This is a genomic window from Zhengella mangrovi (genome assembly GCF_002727065.1).
Classification (GTDB): domain Bacteria; phylum Pseudomonadota; class Alphaproteobacteria; order Rhizobiales; family Rhizobiaceae; genus Zhengella; species Zhengella mangrovi.
Window position 1 is genome coordinate 62,790 of record NZ_PDVP01000003.1, and the last position, 15,851, is coordinate 78,640.

Consider the following 15,851-nt stretch of genomic DNA (forward strand, 5'->3'; position numbering starts at 1 on the left):
AACAGGTGAGGTCTTCGATGAAACCGATGAAATCCATTCTGGCAGCAAGCCTTTTCGTGCTGGCAACCGGCGTGTCCGCCTTTGCCGCACGCAGCGATCTCGTTCTGGGCATCGTCCTGGAGCCGCCGCATCTCGACCCGACTGCATCGGCCGCTGCCGCGGTGGACGAAGTGGTCTACGCCAACGTGTTCGAAGGCCTCACGCGCATCGGGCCGAACGGCCAGGTGGAACCCGCCCTCGCCGAGAAATGGGACATCTCCGAGGACGGCAAGACCTACACCTTCCATCTTCACACCGGGGTGAAGTTCCACGATGGCACGGGCTTCGATGCGGAAGACGTGAAATTTTCTCTCGATCGCGCCCGTGCCGATGATTCCACCAACGCCCAGAAGGGTCTCTTCGCTGCCATTGACAGCGTCGAGGTGGTCGACCCTGCGACGGTGAAGGTCATGCTCAAGCAGCCGCAGGGCGCCTTCCTCTACAACATGGGCTGGGGCGACGCGGTCATGGTGGCGCCGGAATCCGCCGGAACCAACAAGGAAAAGCCGGTCGGCACCGGTCCGTTCAAGTTCGAGAACTGGGCGAAGGGCTCGTCCATCACCATCGTCAAGAACCCCGACTACTGGGGTGATGCGGTCGCACTCGACAAGGCGGAATTCCGCATCGTGCCGGATGCCGCGGCCGCCGTGCCGGCCCTGCTTTCGGGCGATGTGCAGGCCTTCCCGCAGTTCCCTGCGGGCGATGCCCTGCCGCAGGTCCAGGCCGACCCCCGCTTCAAGGTCGTGATCGGCGCCACCGAGGGCGAGACCATCCTCGCCACCAACAACAAGAAGCCGCCATTCGATAACATCAAGGTGCGTCAGGCCATTGCCCACACGCTCGACCGCAAGGCGATCATCGCCGGCGCTTCGGCTGGCGGCAACGGTGTGCCGATCGGCTCGCATTTCTCGCCGGCCAACAAGGATTACATCGACCTGACAGGCACCTACCCGCACGACATTGCCAAGGCCAAGGAACTGATGAAGGAAGCCGGGCTCGAGAACGGCTTCAAGGCCACGATCAAGCTGCCGCCTCCGGCCTATGCCCGCGATGGCGGCCAGATCATCGCCTCCGAGCTCAAGGAAATCGGCATCGACCTGGAAATCATCCCGGTGGAATGGGCGCAGTGGCTGGAGCAGGTCTTCAAGGGCAAGGACTACGACCTGACCATCGTTTCCCATACCGAGCCGAACGACATCGGCATCTACGCCCGCAAGGACTACTACTTCAACTATGACAATCCGGAGTTCGACAAGGTCATCGCCGACCTCGACGTGACGGCCGATCCGGCCAAGCGGTCCGAACTGCTCAAGACCGCCCAGACCATCCTGGCCAAGGATGCCGTGAACGGCTTCCTGTTCGAACTGCCGAAGGTCGGCGTCTGGGATGCCAAGGTCGAAGGCCTCTGGGAAAACTCCCCGATCCAGGCCAATGACCTGACCAAGGTCCACTGGGTCGACTGAGATCCGGCCATGAGACCGGCCGCCGCGCATCCAGCGGCGGCCGCTTGCAACGCTCCTTCCCGCCCGCGATGACCGCCTATCTGCTCAAGCGCCTTGCCATCGGCATTCTCACGCTGCTGTTCGCCTCCGTGGTTGTTTTCGCGGTGCTTGAAGTCGTGCCCGGCGATCCTGCGCGCCTGATGCTGGGCATGAACGCGACCGAGGATGCGGTCCAGGCCCTGCGCGAACAGATGGGCCTCAACCTCCCGCTCGTAACGCGCTACGTCACCTGGCTTGCGGCCTTCGCGACCGGCGATTTCGGCCGCTCGCTCACCTATTCGGTTCCCGTCATCGACCTCGTCGCCGAACGCCTCGTTGTCTCCCTGCCACTCGCCCTTCTGGCCCTGGCCCTTTCCACCGTGATCGCCATTCCCGCCGGACTGTTCGCCGCTGCCCGGCGGGGCCGCTTTGCCGACACGGCCACCATGGGACTGGCGCAGGTGGGAGTCGCCATTCCCAATTTCTGGCTGGCGCTGCTTCTCGTCTATGTCTTTGCCGTCTGGCTGCGCCTCGTGCCGGCCGGCGGCTTCCCGGGCTGGGGCAACGGCTTCTGGGCCGGCATCAAGGCACTGCTGATGCCCGCTGTCGCACTTGCCCTGCCCCAGGCAGCCATCCTGGCCCGCGTCACCCGATCCGCGCTCATCGAGGTGCTGGGCGAGGATTACATCCGCACCGCCCGCGCCAAGGGCCTGCCACGCAGGCGGGTGCTCTGGCGCCATGCCCTGCGCAACGCACTCATCCCGGTCCTCACCATCATGGGCCTGCAGTTTGCCTTCCTGCTCGCCGGCACGATCATCATCGAGAACGTCTTCTACCTGCCGGGCCTCGGCCGCCTGCTCTTCCAGGCCATCACCCAGCGCGACCTGATCGTGGTGGAAAGCGTCATCATGCTGCTGGTCGCCGCCGTCATCGTCGTCAATGTCCTCGTTGATCTCTCCTATGCCGCCGTCGACCCGCGCCTGAGGACCCGCCGATGACCACGACGACGCCCGACGAAGCCGAGAACTGGCAGGCGCTGGCCGTCAAGGCGCTGAAGAACCGTTCCTTCCTGCTCGGGCTGGTCATCACTCTTCTGGTCGCGCTGATGGCCTTGGTCTCCTTTTTCTGGACGCCCTTCGACGTCACCGACCTGCCGGTGACCAACCGCATGCAGCCGCCGACCGCCGAGCACTGGTTCGGAACGGACCATTTCGGCCGCGACATCTTCTCCATGATCATGGTCGGCGCCCGCAATTCCATCGCCGTCGCCTTCGTCGCCGTCGCCATCGGCATGGGACTCGGCGTGCCGCTCGGCTGCTGGGCCGCCGCCCGGCGCGGATGGGTCGACGAGGCGCTGATGCGCTTCAACGATGTCATCTTCGCCTTCCCCGCCCTGCTCTCGGCGGTCATGATCACGGCCATTTTCGGCCCCGGCGCGATCAATGCCATCATCGCCATCGGCATCTTCAACGTACCGGTCTTCGCCCGTGTCGCCCGGGCGGGTGCGCTGTCCATCTGGCCGCGTGAATACATACTTGCCGCCCGCGCATCAGGCAAGAACGCGACCCAGATCACCGTCGAGCACATCCTGCCGAACATCGCCTCCATCCTGCTGGTCCAGGGCACCATCCAGTTCGCCCTCGGCATCCTCGCCGAGGCCGGCTTGTCCTATGTCGGCTTTGGCGCACAGCCGCCGATGCCAAGTTGGGGGCGCATGCTGTTCGAGGCGCAGACACGGATGATCATCGCCCCTCACATGGCGATCTTCCCCGGCCTCGCCATTGTCGTCACGGTGCTGGGCCTCAACCTGCTTGGCGACGGTCTGCGCGACCTGCTCGACCCGAAGACCAGGCGGGAGCGCTGAGCGATGGCGCAAACCCTGCTGCATATCGAGAACCTCTCGCTTGCCATCGGAAAGGCAGACATCCTTTCCCATGTCGACATGCGCATCGACCGTGGCGAAGTGCTGGGACTGGTCGGCGAATCCGGTTCTGGCAAATCCATGACCGCGCTCGCCATCATGCAACTCCTGCCTCATGCCGCGCACGCGTCCGGGCGCATCCTTTTCGATGGCGCCGATCTGCTGACGCGCACCGAAGACCAGATGTGCGCCCTGCGTGGCGATGACATCGGCATGGTCTTCCAGGAACCGATGACGGCGCTGAACCCGGTCAAGACGATCGGCGAACAGGTGGCCGAAGGCATCCGCTGGCATACCCGCTGCTCGCGCGCCGAGGCTGAGGAGCGCACCCGTGCCATCCTCGACCGGGTCGGCCTGCCGCAGTCAAGATTCCCGCTCTCGCGCTTTCCCCACGAACTCTCCGGCGGCCAGCGCCAGCGCGTTGTCATCGCCATCGCCTGTGCCCTGAAGCCGCGGCTGCTCATCGCTGACGAGCCGACCACGGCGCTCGATGTCGTCCTGCAGGCGCAGATCCTCGACCTGCTGCGCGACCTTGTCGAGGAAAACCGCATGGGCCTGCTGCTGATCAGCCACGATCTGGCCGTGGTCGCCGACATGGCGGACCGGCTCGTCGTGATGCGCCATGGCAAGGTCATGGAACAGGGCGAGACGGCCTCGACGCTCAAGCGCCAGGAACATCCCTACACCCGCCAGCTCGCCGAGGCATCGATGCACGTGCCGGCGGCGCGCCAGGCTGCCCCGGCCCGTCCGCGAACGGACGATGCCGGTGGCAATGCATCGCCGGAAACTCCCCCGCTCCTCGCCGTCGACAAGGTCGTGCGCGACTACGCCGGCCGCCGTACGTCCCTTTTCTCCCGGCCGGCGCCTTTCCGCGCCGTCGATGATGTCTCATTTTCCATGGAGCCCGGCCATTCCGTGGCGCTGGTTGGCCGCTCGGGCTGCGGAAAATCGACGCTGGCCCGGATGATCCTGGCGCTGGACCAGCCAACCGGCGGCGCCATCCGCCTTGCCGGACAGGACCTCTCCCATCTTGAGGGCGAGGCGCTGCGCCCATTCCGCCGCCGCATGCAGGTGGTGTTCCAGGATCCCTACGGATCCTTCAACCCGCGACACAAGGTGGAACGCCTCGTCGCCGAACCGCTTCACCTGCTCGACAGCCAGCCGTCACGCAGCGAACGCCGCGAACGCGTGGCCGAAGCGCTTGCCGAAGTCCACATGCCGCCCGACAGCATGGATCGCTACCCGCACGAATTCTCCGGCGGGCAGCGTCAGCGCATCTCGATTGCCCGCGCCGTCATCACCCGGCCAGACCTGATTGTCGCCGACGAGCCTGTGTCGGCACTGGACGTTTCCATCCGCGCCCAGATCCTGGACCTCTTTGCCGAGTTGAACGGCAAGCTGCGCCTTGCCTACCTCTTCATCACCCACGACCTGACAGTCGCGCGTGCAATCACCGACGAGGTCATGGTCATGCATGAAGGCCGGATCGTGGAACGCGGCAGCACGGCGGACGTGCTGTCGGCGCCGCGCCATGAGGCGACAAGGGCGCTGGTGGACGCGGCACCGGATCTCGAGCGCGCGATAGCCCGGCGCCTGTCCCGCGCCTGACAGGTCAGGCCGCGCCGGAGTCCTCGTTGAGCTTCTCGATGGTCCGGCGGATCAGTGCCGCTTCGCGTTCGTCGAGATTGTGGTCGGAGCGCGCGATCGCTTCCATGTGCTCGACCAGCGCCTTCTTGCGCTCGTAGGGCATGGCCCTGAAGATCTCCGCCGCCTGCTTGCCGGATGTCTCGTAGCCGAATTCGTGCAGGTACCGGACCACTTCGGCGAAGCTGTCCGGCTCGATCCCGAACGCTTCCTTGGCGATGCGCTTGAGCATCTCCATTTCCGACTGTTCCACCTTTCCGTCGGCCAGCGCGACGCGGAACAGCAGCAGGAGTTCGGCCGTGATCGAGGGATCCCTCGCGACTTTCTTCACTGCCGGATCGCCTTCGAAAAAGGCCACCAGCTTTTCCAGGATTCCGGACGTCATGGACATGTCCCCCTCTTCCCGCGCGAACACGATTCCCCCCGAACCATGCTAACCGCTGTTTTCCCTTGCGCAAGATGGCCGGTCGTGCTGCAAACCGCCGTTCCGCGCGTTTCGTCGCGGCCACGGATGCATCATGATCGACCTGACCCTTGAAACCGCAGCCCTGCTTGCCGCTGCCGCCTTCGTGGCCGGCTTCATCGATGCCATTGCCGGCGGCGGCGGCCTGATCACGGTTCCCTCGCTTCTGCTGGCCGGCTTCGATCCCGTCGTAGCACTCGGCACGAACAAGCTGCAGAGCCTGTTCGGGTCCGGATCGGCGACGCTCGCCTATGCCTCGAAGGGCCACGTCGACCTGAAGCGGCAACTGCCGGCAGCGGTGGCGTCCTGCCTCGGCGCCATCGGCGGCGCGCTGCTGGCCACCGTGCTGCCCGGGTCGGTGCTCAAGGCCGTCCTTCCAGTCCTGCTGGTCGCCATCGCGCTCTATTTCGCCTTCAAGCCGGCCCTGTCCGACATCGACCGCGCCCAGCGCATCGCCCCCTTCCTGTTTTCCTTCACCGCGGTCCCGCTGATCGGGTTCTATGACGGCGTGTTCGGCCCGGGCACCGGGTCCTTCTTCATGCTCGCCTACGTCGGACTGGCCGGCTACGGCGTCTTGAAGGCGACCGCCCATACCAAGGTGATGAATTTCGCCTCGAACATCGGCGGCTTCGCTGCCTTCACCGCTGTTGGCGTGGTCGCGTGGAAAGCCGGTCTCGTCATGGGCGCCATGCAGTTTGCCGGCGCCCGCCTTGGCGCCCATTTCGCCATGCGGAACGGCGCCCGCATCATCAAGCCGCTTCTGGTCATAACCTGCACGGTGCTCGCCGCCCGCCTTGTCATGGATCCGGAAAACCCGTTGCGCCTCATCTTCTCCTGAGCGGGCGCACATCGGTTGTGCGGCAATTGTGTACGGGCAACCCATGTTGCTTGCCGCCCGCCTTGGTCTAGACTTGGCAACAAGAGGAATTCGACGTTCGGGAGGATGCCATGGACGCAAGTGTCGATATGAATGCCGGCCAGTTCGAACTGAACGAGGACCAGCGCGCCATCCAGGAAATGGCCCGCGCCTTCGCCGACGACCGCGTTGCCCCCAATGCGCTGGAATGGGACAAGGCCCGTCACTTCCCCGATGATGTCATCCGCGAGACCGGGCCCCTTGGCTTTGGCGGCATCTACGTGCGCGACGATGTCGGCGGCTCCGCCCTTTCGCGCCTGGACGCCGTGCTCGTCTTCGAGGCCCTGTCGACGGCCTGCCCGGCCTTTTCGTCCTTCATCTCGATCCACAATATGGCCGCCTGGATGATTGACACCTTCGGCAACGAGGAACAGCGGCAGCGCTTCCTGCCGAAACTGACGTCGATGGAACTGCTTGCCGGCTACTGCCTGACCGAGCCGGGTGCCGGGTCGGATGCAGCCGCGCTGAAGACGAAGGCCATCCGTGATGGCGACCATTACGTGATCAACGGTGCCAAGCAGTTCATTTCCGGCGCCGGCGCCAATGACATCTACGTCGCCATGGTCCGCACCGGCGGTGAAGGCCCGTCCGGCATTTCCACCATCGTCGTCGAGAAGGGAACGCCGGGTCTCTCCTTCGGTGCGCCCGAGAACAAGATGGGCTGGCACATGCAGCCTACCGCCCAGGTGATATTCGACGATTGCCGCGTCCCCGCGGAAAACCTGCTGTCAGACGAGGGAATGGGCTTCAAGATCGCCATGGCCGGCCTCGACGGCGGCCGGCTGAACATCGCCGCCTGTTCGCTGGGCGGCGCGACGAGCGCCATCGAGAAGGCCGTTCAATATGCCTCCGAGCGCAAGGCCTTCGGCAAGGCGATCAACCAGTTCCAGTCGCTGCAGTTCAAGCTGGCCGACATGGAGATCGACCTCGCAGCGGCCCGCCAGTTGCTTTACACCGCCGCCTCAAAGCTCGACCGCAAGACGCCTGACGCGTCGAAATGGTCCGCCATGGCCAAGCGGTTCGTTACCGACGCCGGGTTCCAGATCGCCAATGACGCGCTCCAGGTCCACGGCGGCTACGGCTATCTTCACGACTACGGCATGGAGAAGCTGGTGCGCGACCTGCGCGTTCACCAGATCCTCGAAGGCACCAACGAGATCATGCGCATGATCGTCGCCCGGCACATGATCGGCCGGTAAGCGAATCCAGGCGCGACAGGAGGAGACGAACATGACCACGATCGCATTCATCGGCCTCGGCAACATGGGCAACCCCATGGCCGCCAACCTCGTCAAGGCCGGCCACCAGGTCCAGGGCTTCGACCTTGTACCCGAGAACCTGCGCATCGCCGGCGAGAACGGCGTGACCGTCATGGCCAACGCCGCCGCCGCCGTGCGCGAGGCGGACGTCATCATCACCATGCTGCCGGCCGGCAAGCACGTGCTCGCCGTGTACAACGATATCGTCGCTGCAGCCGACCGCGCGGCCCTTTTCATCGATTCCTCCACGATTGACGTCGACTCCGCCCGCAAGGCGCATGCCATCGCCGATGCGGCCGGCATGCAGTCGCTGGACGCCCCGGTTTCCGGCGGTGTCGGCGGTGCAGAGGCCGGAACGCTCACCTTCATGTGCGGCGGCAGCGCCGAGGCTTTCAAGCGTGCCGAGGCCTATCTCTCCGTGATGGGCAAGAAGGTGGTTCATTGCGGCGATGCCGGCAACGGCCAGGCCGCGAAGATTTGCAACAACATGATCCTCGGCATCTCCATGATCGGCGTCGGCGAGGCGTTCGCGCTGGCCGAAAAGCTCGGCCTTTCCCACCAGGCGCTGTTCGACGTCGCCTCCACCTCCTCCGGCCAGTGCTGGTCGCTGACCACCTATTGCCCTGTTCCGGGACCGGTCCCCTCTTCACCCGCCAACAACGGCTACAAGCCTGGCTTTGCCGCCGCCCTGATGCTGAAGGATCTGCGCCTTGCCCAGGAAGCCGCGCAGGGCGCCGGTGCCTCCACGCCGCTCGGCGCCGAGGCTGCACAGCTCTATTCGCTGTTCAATGCGCAGGGCAACGGCGACACCGATTTCTCCGGGATCATCAACTTCCTGCGGGGCCGCGAAGGTTGACGGCCGTTAACCGTGGTAAACGGGAAAATCCTAAAAAAACGCGCGATTTAGATTTGCTTAAGCCCTCGCTAACCTGCCGGTAACAATACCCGTTTAAAAGGGACGTCAAGGCGGATGAACAACGCCTTGCCGCTCCGGATCAGGTACTGCGTACCGGAGCAAAGCGTTCCCTGGCCCAGCGTGTTTTTCGGGCGGGAGCCATGCGTAGAGAATGGCAAAGCCGCGCATCGTCGCCATTGGCACGGGCGCGGTTTTTGCCATCTCGCAACGCCCCCGCCATCGCCGGCCAGGCCATGTGCAGCCGAAGGCTATCGCCCGGAACCGGGCCGCTCAGCGCTTGCGCAAACGGTCATAGTTACGGCGCACCGTCTTGGACGCAGGCCGGACCGCCGCCTTGGATGCCCGCGTCACCGAATTGGCGACGAGGTCGGCCGGGTGGCGCCCGGCCAGGACGTGCGGCCAGAACTCCATGGTCGACCGCCACAGCGAGAATTGTGCCTCCCAGAGCCCTTCGATGCCGGCGCGCACCTTTTCGGCGACCGCCTTGCGCGCCTCCCCCTGGCAGAGGCTCCCCCCGGCCGCCTCGGCAAACAGCACCGGCAGCCGCAGGGAGATGACCAGGGGTGCTAGAAGCAGGTCGGCGGGTGCGCCACCTGGCAGGTTGACCTTTCCGGACGATGGTCTCACGCGCGTGTTTCCTTCTTCTTCGCAAGCGTCATGTGCCGCGTTTCCGTCAGGCGGCCTGGCCTGCGAGATCCGCGGCCGCCAGGTCCAGTGCCTTGAGGATCCTGTCGATCGCCAGGTCGATCGTTTCCCGCGTCCAGATCAGCGGCGGCGACAGGATCATCGTGTCACCGACAGCGCGCAGCATGAGGCCGTTGGCGATGGCATGGTCACGAATGCACACGGCAGCAACTCCCCCGCCTGGAAAGCGTTCCCGTGTCTGTTTGTCACGGACGATCTCGATCGCGCCCATGAGACCGGCCGACCGCGTTTCGCCGACGATCGCGTGCGGGGCGACCCGCTGTGCCAGTTGCTCGGCGAAATAAGGCCCGGTGTCGTCGCGCACCCGCTCGATCAGGCCTTCGCGCTCGATGATTTCCAGGTTCTTCAGCGCCACCGCGCAGGCCACCGGATGTCCCGAATAGGTGTAGCCGTGGAAGAATTCACCGCCCTTGTCGACCAGGCTCTTGGCGATCCTGTCGCCAACGAGCAGCGCCGACAGGGGCTGGTAGCCCGAGGTCAGGGCCTTGGCGGTGGTGATCGTGTCCGGTTCCAGTCCGTAAGTCTGCGCAGCGAACCAGTTTCCCGTCCGGCCATAGCCGGTGATGACCTCGTCGAGCATCAGCAGGATGTCGTGCTTGCGGCAGATCCGCTGGATTTCCGGCCAGTAGCTGTCCGGCGCGATCTTCACGCCGCCCGCCCCCATGACCGGTTCGCCGATGAAGGCGGCCACCTTGTCGGCGCCGTGCTCCAGGATGGCTTCCTCCACCGCCCGCGCCGCGCGCAGGCCGAAGTCGTGTTCGCTTTCGCCGGCCTGCCTGAGTTCGAAGCCATAGGGCGGCATCACGTGGACGATGCCCGGCACCGGCGCGCCGAGCTGGCCGTGCATCGCGCTCATGCCGCCAAGCGATGCACCCGCCACGGTGGAGCCGTGATAGGCCCATTGCCGCGAGATGATGATCTGCTTCTCCGGCTTTCCTTCCAGCGCCCAGAAATGCCGCACGAGGCGCAAGGCCGTGTCGTTGGATTCCGACCCGGACGATCCGTAGAAGACCTGGTTGACGTTTTTCGGCGCCAGTTCGGCCAGCTTTTCCGCCAGCAGGACAGGTGTCGGCGTCGTGCAGCGGAAGAAGGAATTGTAATAGGGCAGTTCCTTCATCTGCTCGAAGGCAGCCTGGGCCAGCTCGTCGCGGCCGTAGCCGACATTGACGCACCACAGGCCCGCCATGCCGTCGAGAATCGCGTGGCCCTCGCTATCGTGGATATAGGGACCATCGGCGCTGACGATCATGCGGCTCCCCGCGGCGCGCAGGTCCTTGTGATCGGTGAACGGATGGAGATGGTGGGCAGCATCCATGGCCTGAAGCTGCTCCAGGGAAAAATTCCGATATGTCATGGGGATATCCCCGCTGCTTGAATCAAGTCGACAGAAGGTGGATCAGGATGTCAGGCAGGGCTTCCGGGCGGGGAATAGCCGATGCGGGCGCAAAGGCGCAGCAGTTCGGCATGAAGCGTCCGCGACGAGGGTTTCGATGTCATGCTTGAAGTTTTACGGTCAAAACCCGGTGCGGGGCAAGGGACCCGACCGTCGCCGGCGTTTTCGGATCGATCCGCCAGTTCAAAGGAATGATCGCGGTACCGGCAGGTGAAATGCCCCCATTCCGGCCTGCCGGCCCCGCAACCCTTGCACACATCCGCCCGAACATGCCTTGCCCAGGCTCGTATCGCGGAGATCGCCGGCGGGCTGACTTGCCCCATACGCCCGCCGGCGCGCCCCCGCACGGGCCCGCACGCCCGTCCTGTCGGCTGGACTTCCGGATCGGAGAGATCCAGCCCTTCGCTAAATGCTAATCAAGGTTCATGCCAGAAAGGAATCCCGGGAATCCGGGCGTGACACCGCCTTTCCGCGCACCGATCCTTTGCAATTTGCAAAAGGCTTCGCGAATCGAAATGCGATTGGAAAATGAGCGCCGGTTCAGCCGCGCCGGATGAACGACTTGTAGACGAAGCCACGGCGTCCATTGTGCGTGATTTCGCACCACCCGCGGCAGCGGTGAATGGTGATCCGCGCTTTCGCCGGGATCACTTCGAGCACATCGGCGTCATTGTCCGGCTCGGCACGCATGTTGACATATTCGCGGATCGTGCCGTTCGTGGCGGGCTTCTTCACCGCGGGCCGTTCGGTCGGCGCGGGAACGGCGGCGTCCTGCGCGGCCGCCGGTTCCTGGTCGACCGGTGCCAGGGCCGAAGTAAGCGAGGCCTTGTCGACGCCGGGGCCGGCGTCCTGTGACGCGAGAACCTTCTCCAGTGCCCGCCGGCCGTTCGGTTTCGGTGCTGTCATGTTCTGGGCCCATCGCGGATCATCGGCCGACAGCCCGCCGGCCGGGTTGGCGATCGTGCCATCCGGCGACACCGCCACCGTCTTCACCGCCTTCGGGGTAAGCGTTCCGGAGGTCATCGCCGGTGCCTCGGTCCGCGCAGCCTTGGCCGGAACTTGCGCCGCGGCTTCCGCGTTCCGTTCGGCGGCCGGCGGAGAAGCCGGAACTGGGGCAGGCACCGGTTCGGCAGAAGCGGGCTCGACGGCCGTTGCGGCCACGGTGACCGACTGCTTGGCCATCATCACGTTGCCGCTTCCCTTCGGACTGCCACCGTTGACGAAGGCGATCGCCCCGAAACCCGCGAGAACGGCGAGCACCGCGCCCGTGGCAAGATATCCGGCAAAACCGAACCCCGGCGCTTCGGACGGTTCGGCCTTGGCATGGAAATGGTTCGGCCAGTGATTGGCGAAATCGGTCATAACGCAACTCCCTTGCACCCTGAGGGCGTCATTCTTCTCGACAGCTTCCCGCACCCGTTCGTGTTCGGTCGCACAGGAATATGGCGGCACAACGGACTCAATCGGGCAGCGAGACGGCAGAATCGTCTCTTTACTGTTTTTTAGGGCTTTGCCATCGTCGGACCTTCAAGGAGCATGAGCATGCACGACCCCCTCGGAAATCCCGTCAGTGCCGCAGGACCCGCCGCCCGGTCGGGAATCGACGACTTCGTGACCGGCTTCCTCGGCTATCATCCGCGCGCCGCCAACATCCTCGCCGCCGCGAACGAGGAACCGGAAAGTCCGCTCGCGCAGACCTATGCCGGCCTGCTGTGGATGTTCCTGGAAAGCCCGGAGGCGGCGGCCAGCGCCGCGCCCTTCATCGCGGCCGGAAAGGCGCTCGAGACCAAGGCCAACGCGCGCGAGATTTCGATGCATGCCGTCCTGACCGCATGGGCAGCCGGCGAGCTACTGGAAGCCGAGGCCCGCATCGCCGCCCATCTTGGCCACTGGCCGCGCGACCTGGTGGCCATGAAGCTCGGCCAGTATCTCGCCTTCAACCGCGGCGATGCACCCGCCATGCTGCGCCTGGCGCGATCCGTCGAGCGCGAGAACGGCGCCAACGCGAATTTTCACGCCATGGCGGCATTCGCCTTCGAGCAGTGCCACCTGCTCGACAGGGCGGAGGAAGCCGCCAGCCGTGCGCTGGAAATCGATCCGGCCGAGCCATGGGCCCATCATGCCCTCGCCCACGTCATGCTGACCCAGGGCCGCGTGCCGGAAGGAGCCCGTTTCCTGGACCGGGTCTCGTCCTCATGGAATGGCCTAAACTCCTTCATGTATACCCACAACTGGTGGCACCGCGCCCTCTTCGCCCTGTCGCTGGGCGATGAGGATGCCGTCTTCGCCATGTATGATGACCACTGCTGGACGATGGAAAAGGCCTATAGCCAGGACCAGATCGGCGCCGTCTCGCTGCTCGCCCGCATGGAAATGGCCGGGATGGATGTCGGGGACCGCTGGGCCGACCTCGCCGCCTGGCTGAAGCCGCGCCATGCCGACACGGTCAATGTCTTCCTGACCCTGCAGTATCTCTATGGCCTGAAGCGGGCCGGGCTGGCCGAGGCAACGGACCTGGCCCGTGCCATCGAGGAGCGCGCGATGGGCAGTCAGCCGGATCGCTCCAATGTCTGGCACGATGTCGCCCGCCCCGCCGCGCGCGCCATCCTCGCGCACCTGGAAGGCCGGCACCAGGAAGCGGTGAACGACATGCTTGTCGCCCTGCCCCGCATGGCGAGCGCGGGGGGCAGCCACGCCCAGCGCGACCTGTTCGAACAGATCCTTCTCGATGCGCACATCAAGGCCGGCAACCTGGTGGAGGCCCAGCAGATGATGGAAATGCGCCGCATCTGCGACCCCGCCGGCATCCCGCTGAATCGGGCGCTGGCGGGAACCTACCGGGGCCTGGGTCTCGAAACGGAAGCGCGCGAGGCCGAAGCCCGCCGTTACGCGGGAACCTGACAGGCAGGACGCCATCGCCTCCTTGCAATGATATAAAGACTTGTTTATGTGGTTATGACATTCTCCAGATTTCAGGATTACCGCGATGACCAATCCGCTTGCCGACCTGCTGGCCGAAAAGGGCGTTCTGCTCGCCGATGGCGCCACCGGCACCAATCTCTTCGCCATGGGGCTGGAATCCGGTGATGCTCCGGAGTTCTGGAACGCCGACCATCCCGATCGCATTACCAAGTTGCATCAGGATTTCGTCGATGCCGGCTCCGACATCATCCTGACCAACTCGTTCGGGGGAACCCGCCAGCGGCTCAAGCTCCACAACGGCCAGGACCGCGTCCACGAACTGAACATGAAGGCCGCGCTGATCGCCCGCGCCGTCGCAGACAAGGCCCCGCGCAAGGTGATCGTGGCCGGGTCTGTCGGTCCGACCGGTGAATTGCTGCAGCCGCTCGGCGCCCTGACCCACGACGACGCGGTGGATGCGTTCGCAGAGCAGATGCAGGGCCTCAAGGACGGTGGCATCGATGTCGCCTGGATCGAGACGATGAGCGCGCCCGAGGAGATCCGCGCCGCCGTGGAAGCGGCCAACCGCGTCGGCCTGCCCTACGTCTACACCGGCTCCTTCGACACCGCCGGCCGGACCATGATGGGCCTGCACCCGAAGGATATCCACCATGTCGCCGACGGGCTTGGCCAGGCACCGGTGGCTGTTGGCGCCAATTGTGGCGTCGGCGCCTCCGACATGCTCTCCACCCTTCTCGACATGTCCGCCTCCGACCCCGAGGCCGCCATCGTCGTCAAGGCAAACTGCGGCATTCCGGAATTCAAGGGCACCGAAATCGTCTACTCCGGCACGCCGGACCTGATGGCGGAATATGCCCGCCTTGCCATGGATGCCGGCGCCCGGATCATCGGCGGCTGCTGCGGCACGCGTTGCGAGCATCTGTCTGCCATGCGCCAGGCTATCGACAGCCATCGGACGGACCACCGCCCGACCATCGATGAGATCGTCGAGAAAGTCGGACCGATGCGCAACAAGCAGGCGGATGAAAGCGGTGCCGGCACCGGCGACAGCGGCGGGCGCGAACGGCGTGGCCGCCGCCGCGGCTGACGATTGAAAAATCTTGGGAAAGGCCGGCAGGACGCCGGCCTTTTTCATATGCGGATTTCAGCGCTGCAAAATGCCGAATGGCATGACGAACCGGCTGGACAGGGCCGCTCGAATGACTAACCTTCCGGTCAGGTCGAAACCAGTCGACCATGGGAGGTATGACAATGATCCTGAAGAAATCCGTCCTCGGACTTGCCGCTGCGGCCATGCTCGCCGTTTCGCCCGCCCTGGCCGAAGACCGTATTTCCATCGGCACCGGTGGCACCGGCGGCCTGTTCTACGTGATCGGCGCCGGCATGGCGGAGATCATCAACAAGCATATGGACGGCGCGACGGCCCGGGCCGAAGTCACCGGTGCGTCGGTGGAAAACATCCGCCGGGTTGCCGCTGACCAGCTCACCTTCGGCTTCTCCTCGGCATCAACCCTTTACGAATCGACCAAGGGAACCGGCCCCTTCTCCGACGGCGCGCTGCCCATGTCCGCCATCGCCTATCTCTATCCGGCCGTCATGCAGATCGCCACGCTGGAAGGAAACGGCATCAAGACGCTGGACGACATGGCCGGCAAGCGCATCAGCCTCGGCCCGCCCGGATCCAACTCGTCGGTCCTGTGCATGCGCATCCTCCAGGAAAAGGGCGTGTTCGACCAGGCCAACGCCCAGTTCCTCTCATATAACGAGAGCACCAAGGCACTCGTCGACGGCAACATCGACGCCGCCTGCGTCCTGGCTGGCGCACCGGTCGCCGCCCTAATCGATCTGGATGCCAAGGCCGACATGGTCATGGTGCCGGTGGATGACGCGACCATGAAGGGACTGGTCGGGAAATACCCGTTCTACCAGCCCTACGAGATCAAGGCCGGCACCTATTCCGACCAGAAGGAAGCCGTCGCTGTCGTCAACGACCCCGCCACGCTTTTCACCAAGACCGATGCCGACACGGGCCTCATCGAACGGATCACCGGAACGATCTTCTCCAACCTGGATGAACTGCACGCAGTGCATCCGGCAGCCAAGCGGATCCTGAGAGAAACGGCGACCAATGTCCCGGTCGCCCTGCATGCCGGTGCCAAGGCCTGGTACGACGCCAATCCCTGATCGGACGG

General features: G+C 64.9%; 14 protein-coding genes. 10 read left to right on the top strand and 4 right to left on the bottom strand.

Annotated elements, in window-relative coordinates; genetic code table 11:
* Positions 1-17: 17 nt before the first annotated feature.
* The 4 genes from CSC94_RS07185 to CSC94_RS07200 all read left to right on the top strand — a co-directional run bounded on the left by CSC94_RS07185 (position 18) and on the right by CSC94_RS07200 (position 5,049).
* A complete protein-coding gene (locus tag CSC94_RS07185; RefSeq protein WP_099305402.1) occupies positions 18-1,502 on the top strand; it encodes an ABC transporter substrate-binding protein in 1,485 nt (494 codons plus the stop codon).
* A 68-nt stretch (positions 1,503-1,570) separates the two neighbouring features.
* A complete protein-coding gene (locus CSC94_RS07190) occupies positions 1,571-2,518 on the top strand; it encodes an ABC transporter permease (protein ID WP_099305404.1) in 948 nt (315 codons plus the stop codon).
* A complete protein-coding gene (locus CSC94_RS07195; RefSeq protein ID WP_099305406.1) occupies positions 2,515-3,384 on the top strand; it encodes an ABC transporter permease in 870 nt (289 codons plus the stop codon). The genes CSC94_RS07190 and CSC94_RS07195 overlap by 4 nt, the downstream gene beginning before the upstream one ends.
* 3 nt (positions 3,385-3,387) lie before the next feature.
* A complete protein-coding gene (locus CSC94_RS07200; RefSeq protein ID WP_099305408.1) occupies positions 3,388-5,049 on the top strand; it encodes an ABC transporter ATP-binding protein in 1,662 nt (553 codons plus the stop codon).
* A gap of 4 nt (positions 5,050-5,053) precedes the next feature.
* Here CSC94_RS07200 and CSC94_RS07205 read toward each other — a convergent pair whose 3' ends face one another.
* Positions 5,054-5,470 (bottom strand): tellurite resistance TerB family protein, encoded by a 417-nt coding sequence (locus CSC94_RS07205; protein WP_099305969.1) that lies wholly within the window; start codon positions 5,468-5,470, stop codon positions 5,054-5,056.
* Positions 5,471-5,603: 133 nt separating this feature from the next.
* Here CSC94_RS07205 and CSC94_RS07210 point away from each other — a divergent pair, with 133 nt between their 5' ends.
* The 3 genes from CSC94_RS07210 (at position 5,604) to mmsB (ending at position 8,579) form a co-directional block, all read left to right on the top strand.
* Complete coding sequence (locus CSC94_RS07210) at positions 5,604-6,386, top strand: TSUP family transporter (protein WP_099305410.1); 783 nt, start codon at positions 5,604-5,606, stop codon at positions 6,384-6,386.
* A gap of 110 nt (positions 6,387-6,496) precedes the next feature.
* Complete coding sequence (locus CSC94_RS07215) at positions 6,497-7,663, top strand: isobutyryl-CoA dehydrogenase (RefSeq protein WP_099305412.1); 1,167 nt, start codon at positions 6,497-6,499, stop codon at positions 7,661-7,663.
* Positions 7,664-7,694: 31 nt separating this feature from the next.
* Positions 7,695-8,579: a 3-hydroxyisobutyrate dehydrogenase gene (gene mmsB, locus CSC94_RS07220; RefSeq protein WP_099305414.1), complete on the top strand. Its 885-nt coding sequence runs from the start codon at positions 7,695-7,697 to the stop codon at positions 8,577-8,579.
* A gap of 330 nt (positions 8,580-8,909) precedes the next feature.
* Here the strand turns inward: mmsB and CSC94_RS07225 are convergent, their stop codons facing one another.
* The 3 genes from CSC94_RS07225 to CSC94_RS07235 all read right to left on the bottom strand — a co-directional run bounded on the left by CSC94_RS07225 (position 8,910) and on the right by CSC94_RS07235 (position 12,099).
* Positions 8,910-9,266 carry a hypothetical protein gene (locus CSC94_RS07225; protein WP_099305416.1) on the bottom strand — a complete coding sequence of 119 codons (357 nt, stop codon included), beginning with the start codon at positions 9,264-9,266 and terminating at the stop codon, positions 8,910-8,912.
* A 46-nt stretch (positions 9,267-9,312) separates the two neighbouring features.
* Entirely contained in the window at positions 9,313-10,698 is a 1,386-nt protein-coding gene (locus tag CSC94_RS07230; protein ID WP_099305418.1) for an aspartate aminotransferase family protein, read from the bottom strand.
* 579 nt (positions 10,699-11,277) lie between these two features.
* Complete coding sequence (locus CSC94_RS07235; RefSeq protein WP_099305420.1) at positions 11,278-12,099, bottom strand: SH3 domain-containing protein; 822 nt, start codon at positions 12,097-12,099, stop codon at positions 11,278-11,280.
* 180 nt (positions 12,100-12,279) lie between these two features.
* Between CSC94_RS07235 and CSC94_RS07240 the strand changes: the two genes are divergently transcribed.
* From CSC94_RS07240 to CSC94_RS07250, 3 genes are all read left to right on the top strand, one after another.
* Entirely contained in the window at positions 12,280-13,638 is a 1,359-nt protein-coding gene (locus tag CSC94_RS07240; RefSeq protein WP_205853247.1) for a tetratricopeptide repeat protein, read from the top strand.
* A gap of 85 nt (positions 13,639-13,723) precedes the next feature.
* A complete protein-coding gene (bmt, locus tag CSC94_RS07245) occupies positions 13,724-14,746 on the top strand; it encodes a betaine--homocysteine S-methyltransferase (protein WP_099305424.1) in 1,023 nt (340 codons plus the stop codon).
* A gap of 164 nt (positions 14,747-14,910) precedes the next feature.
* Entirely contained in the window at positions 14,911-15,843 is a 933-nt protein-coding gene (locus tag CSC94_RS07250; RefSeq protein ID WP_099305426.1) for a TAXI family TRAP transporter solute-binding subunit, read from the top strand.
* Positions 15,844-15,851: the final 8 nt, after the last annotated feature.

Coding starts and splice junctions, on each gene's coding strand:
- CSC94_RS07185 (WP_099305402.1), top strand. CDS start 18: ATGAAACCGATGAAATCCATTCTGGCAGCAAGCCTTTTCGTGCTGGCA.
- CSC94_RS07190 (WP_099305404.1), top strand. CDS start 1,571: ATGACCGCCTATCTGCTCAAGCGCCTTGCCATCGGCATTCTCACGCTG.
- CSC94_RS07195 (WP_099305406.1), top strand. CDS start 2,515: ATGACCACGACGACGCCCGACGAAGCCGAGAACTGGCAGGCGCTGGCC.
- CSC94_RS07200 (WP_099305408.1), top strand. CDS start 3,388: ATGGCGCAAACCCTGCTGCATATCGAGAACCTCTCGCTTGCCATCGGA.
- CSC94_RS07205 (WP_099305969.1), bottom strand. CDS start 5,470: ATGACGTCCGGAATCCTGGAAAAGCTGGTGGCCTTTTTCGAAGGCGAT.
- CSC94_RS07210 (WP_099305410.1), top strand. CDS start 5,604: ATGATCGACCTGACCCTTGAAACCGCAGCCCTGCTTGCCGCTGCCGCC.
- CSC94_RS07215 (WP_099305412.1), top strand. CDS start 6,497: ATGGACGCAAGTGTCGATATGAATGCCGGCCAGTTCGAACTGAACGAG.
- mmsB (WP_099305414.1), top strand. CDS start 7,695: ATGACCACGATCGCATTCATCGGCCTCGGCAACATGGGCAACCCCATG.
- CSC94_RS07230 (WP_099305418.1), bottom strand. CDS start 10,698: ATGACATATCGGAATTTTTCCCTGGAGCAGCTTCAGGCCATGGATGCT.
- CSC94_RS07235 (WP_099305420.1), bottom strand. CDS start 12,099: ATGACCGATTTCGCCAATCACTGGCCGAACCATTTCCATGCCAAGGCC.
- CSC94_RS07240 (WP_205853247.1), top strand. CDS start 12,280: ATGCACGACCCCCTCGGAAATCCCGTCAGTGCCGCAGGACCCGCCGCC.
- bmt (WP_099305424.1), top strand. CDS start 13,724: ATGACCAATCCGCTTGCCGACCTGCTGGCCGAAAAGGGCGTTCTGCTC.
- CSC94_RS07250 (WP_099305426.1), top strand. CDS start 14,911: ATGATCCTGAAGAAATCCGTCCTCGGACTTGCCGCTGCGGCCATGCTC.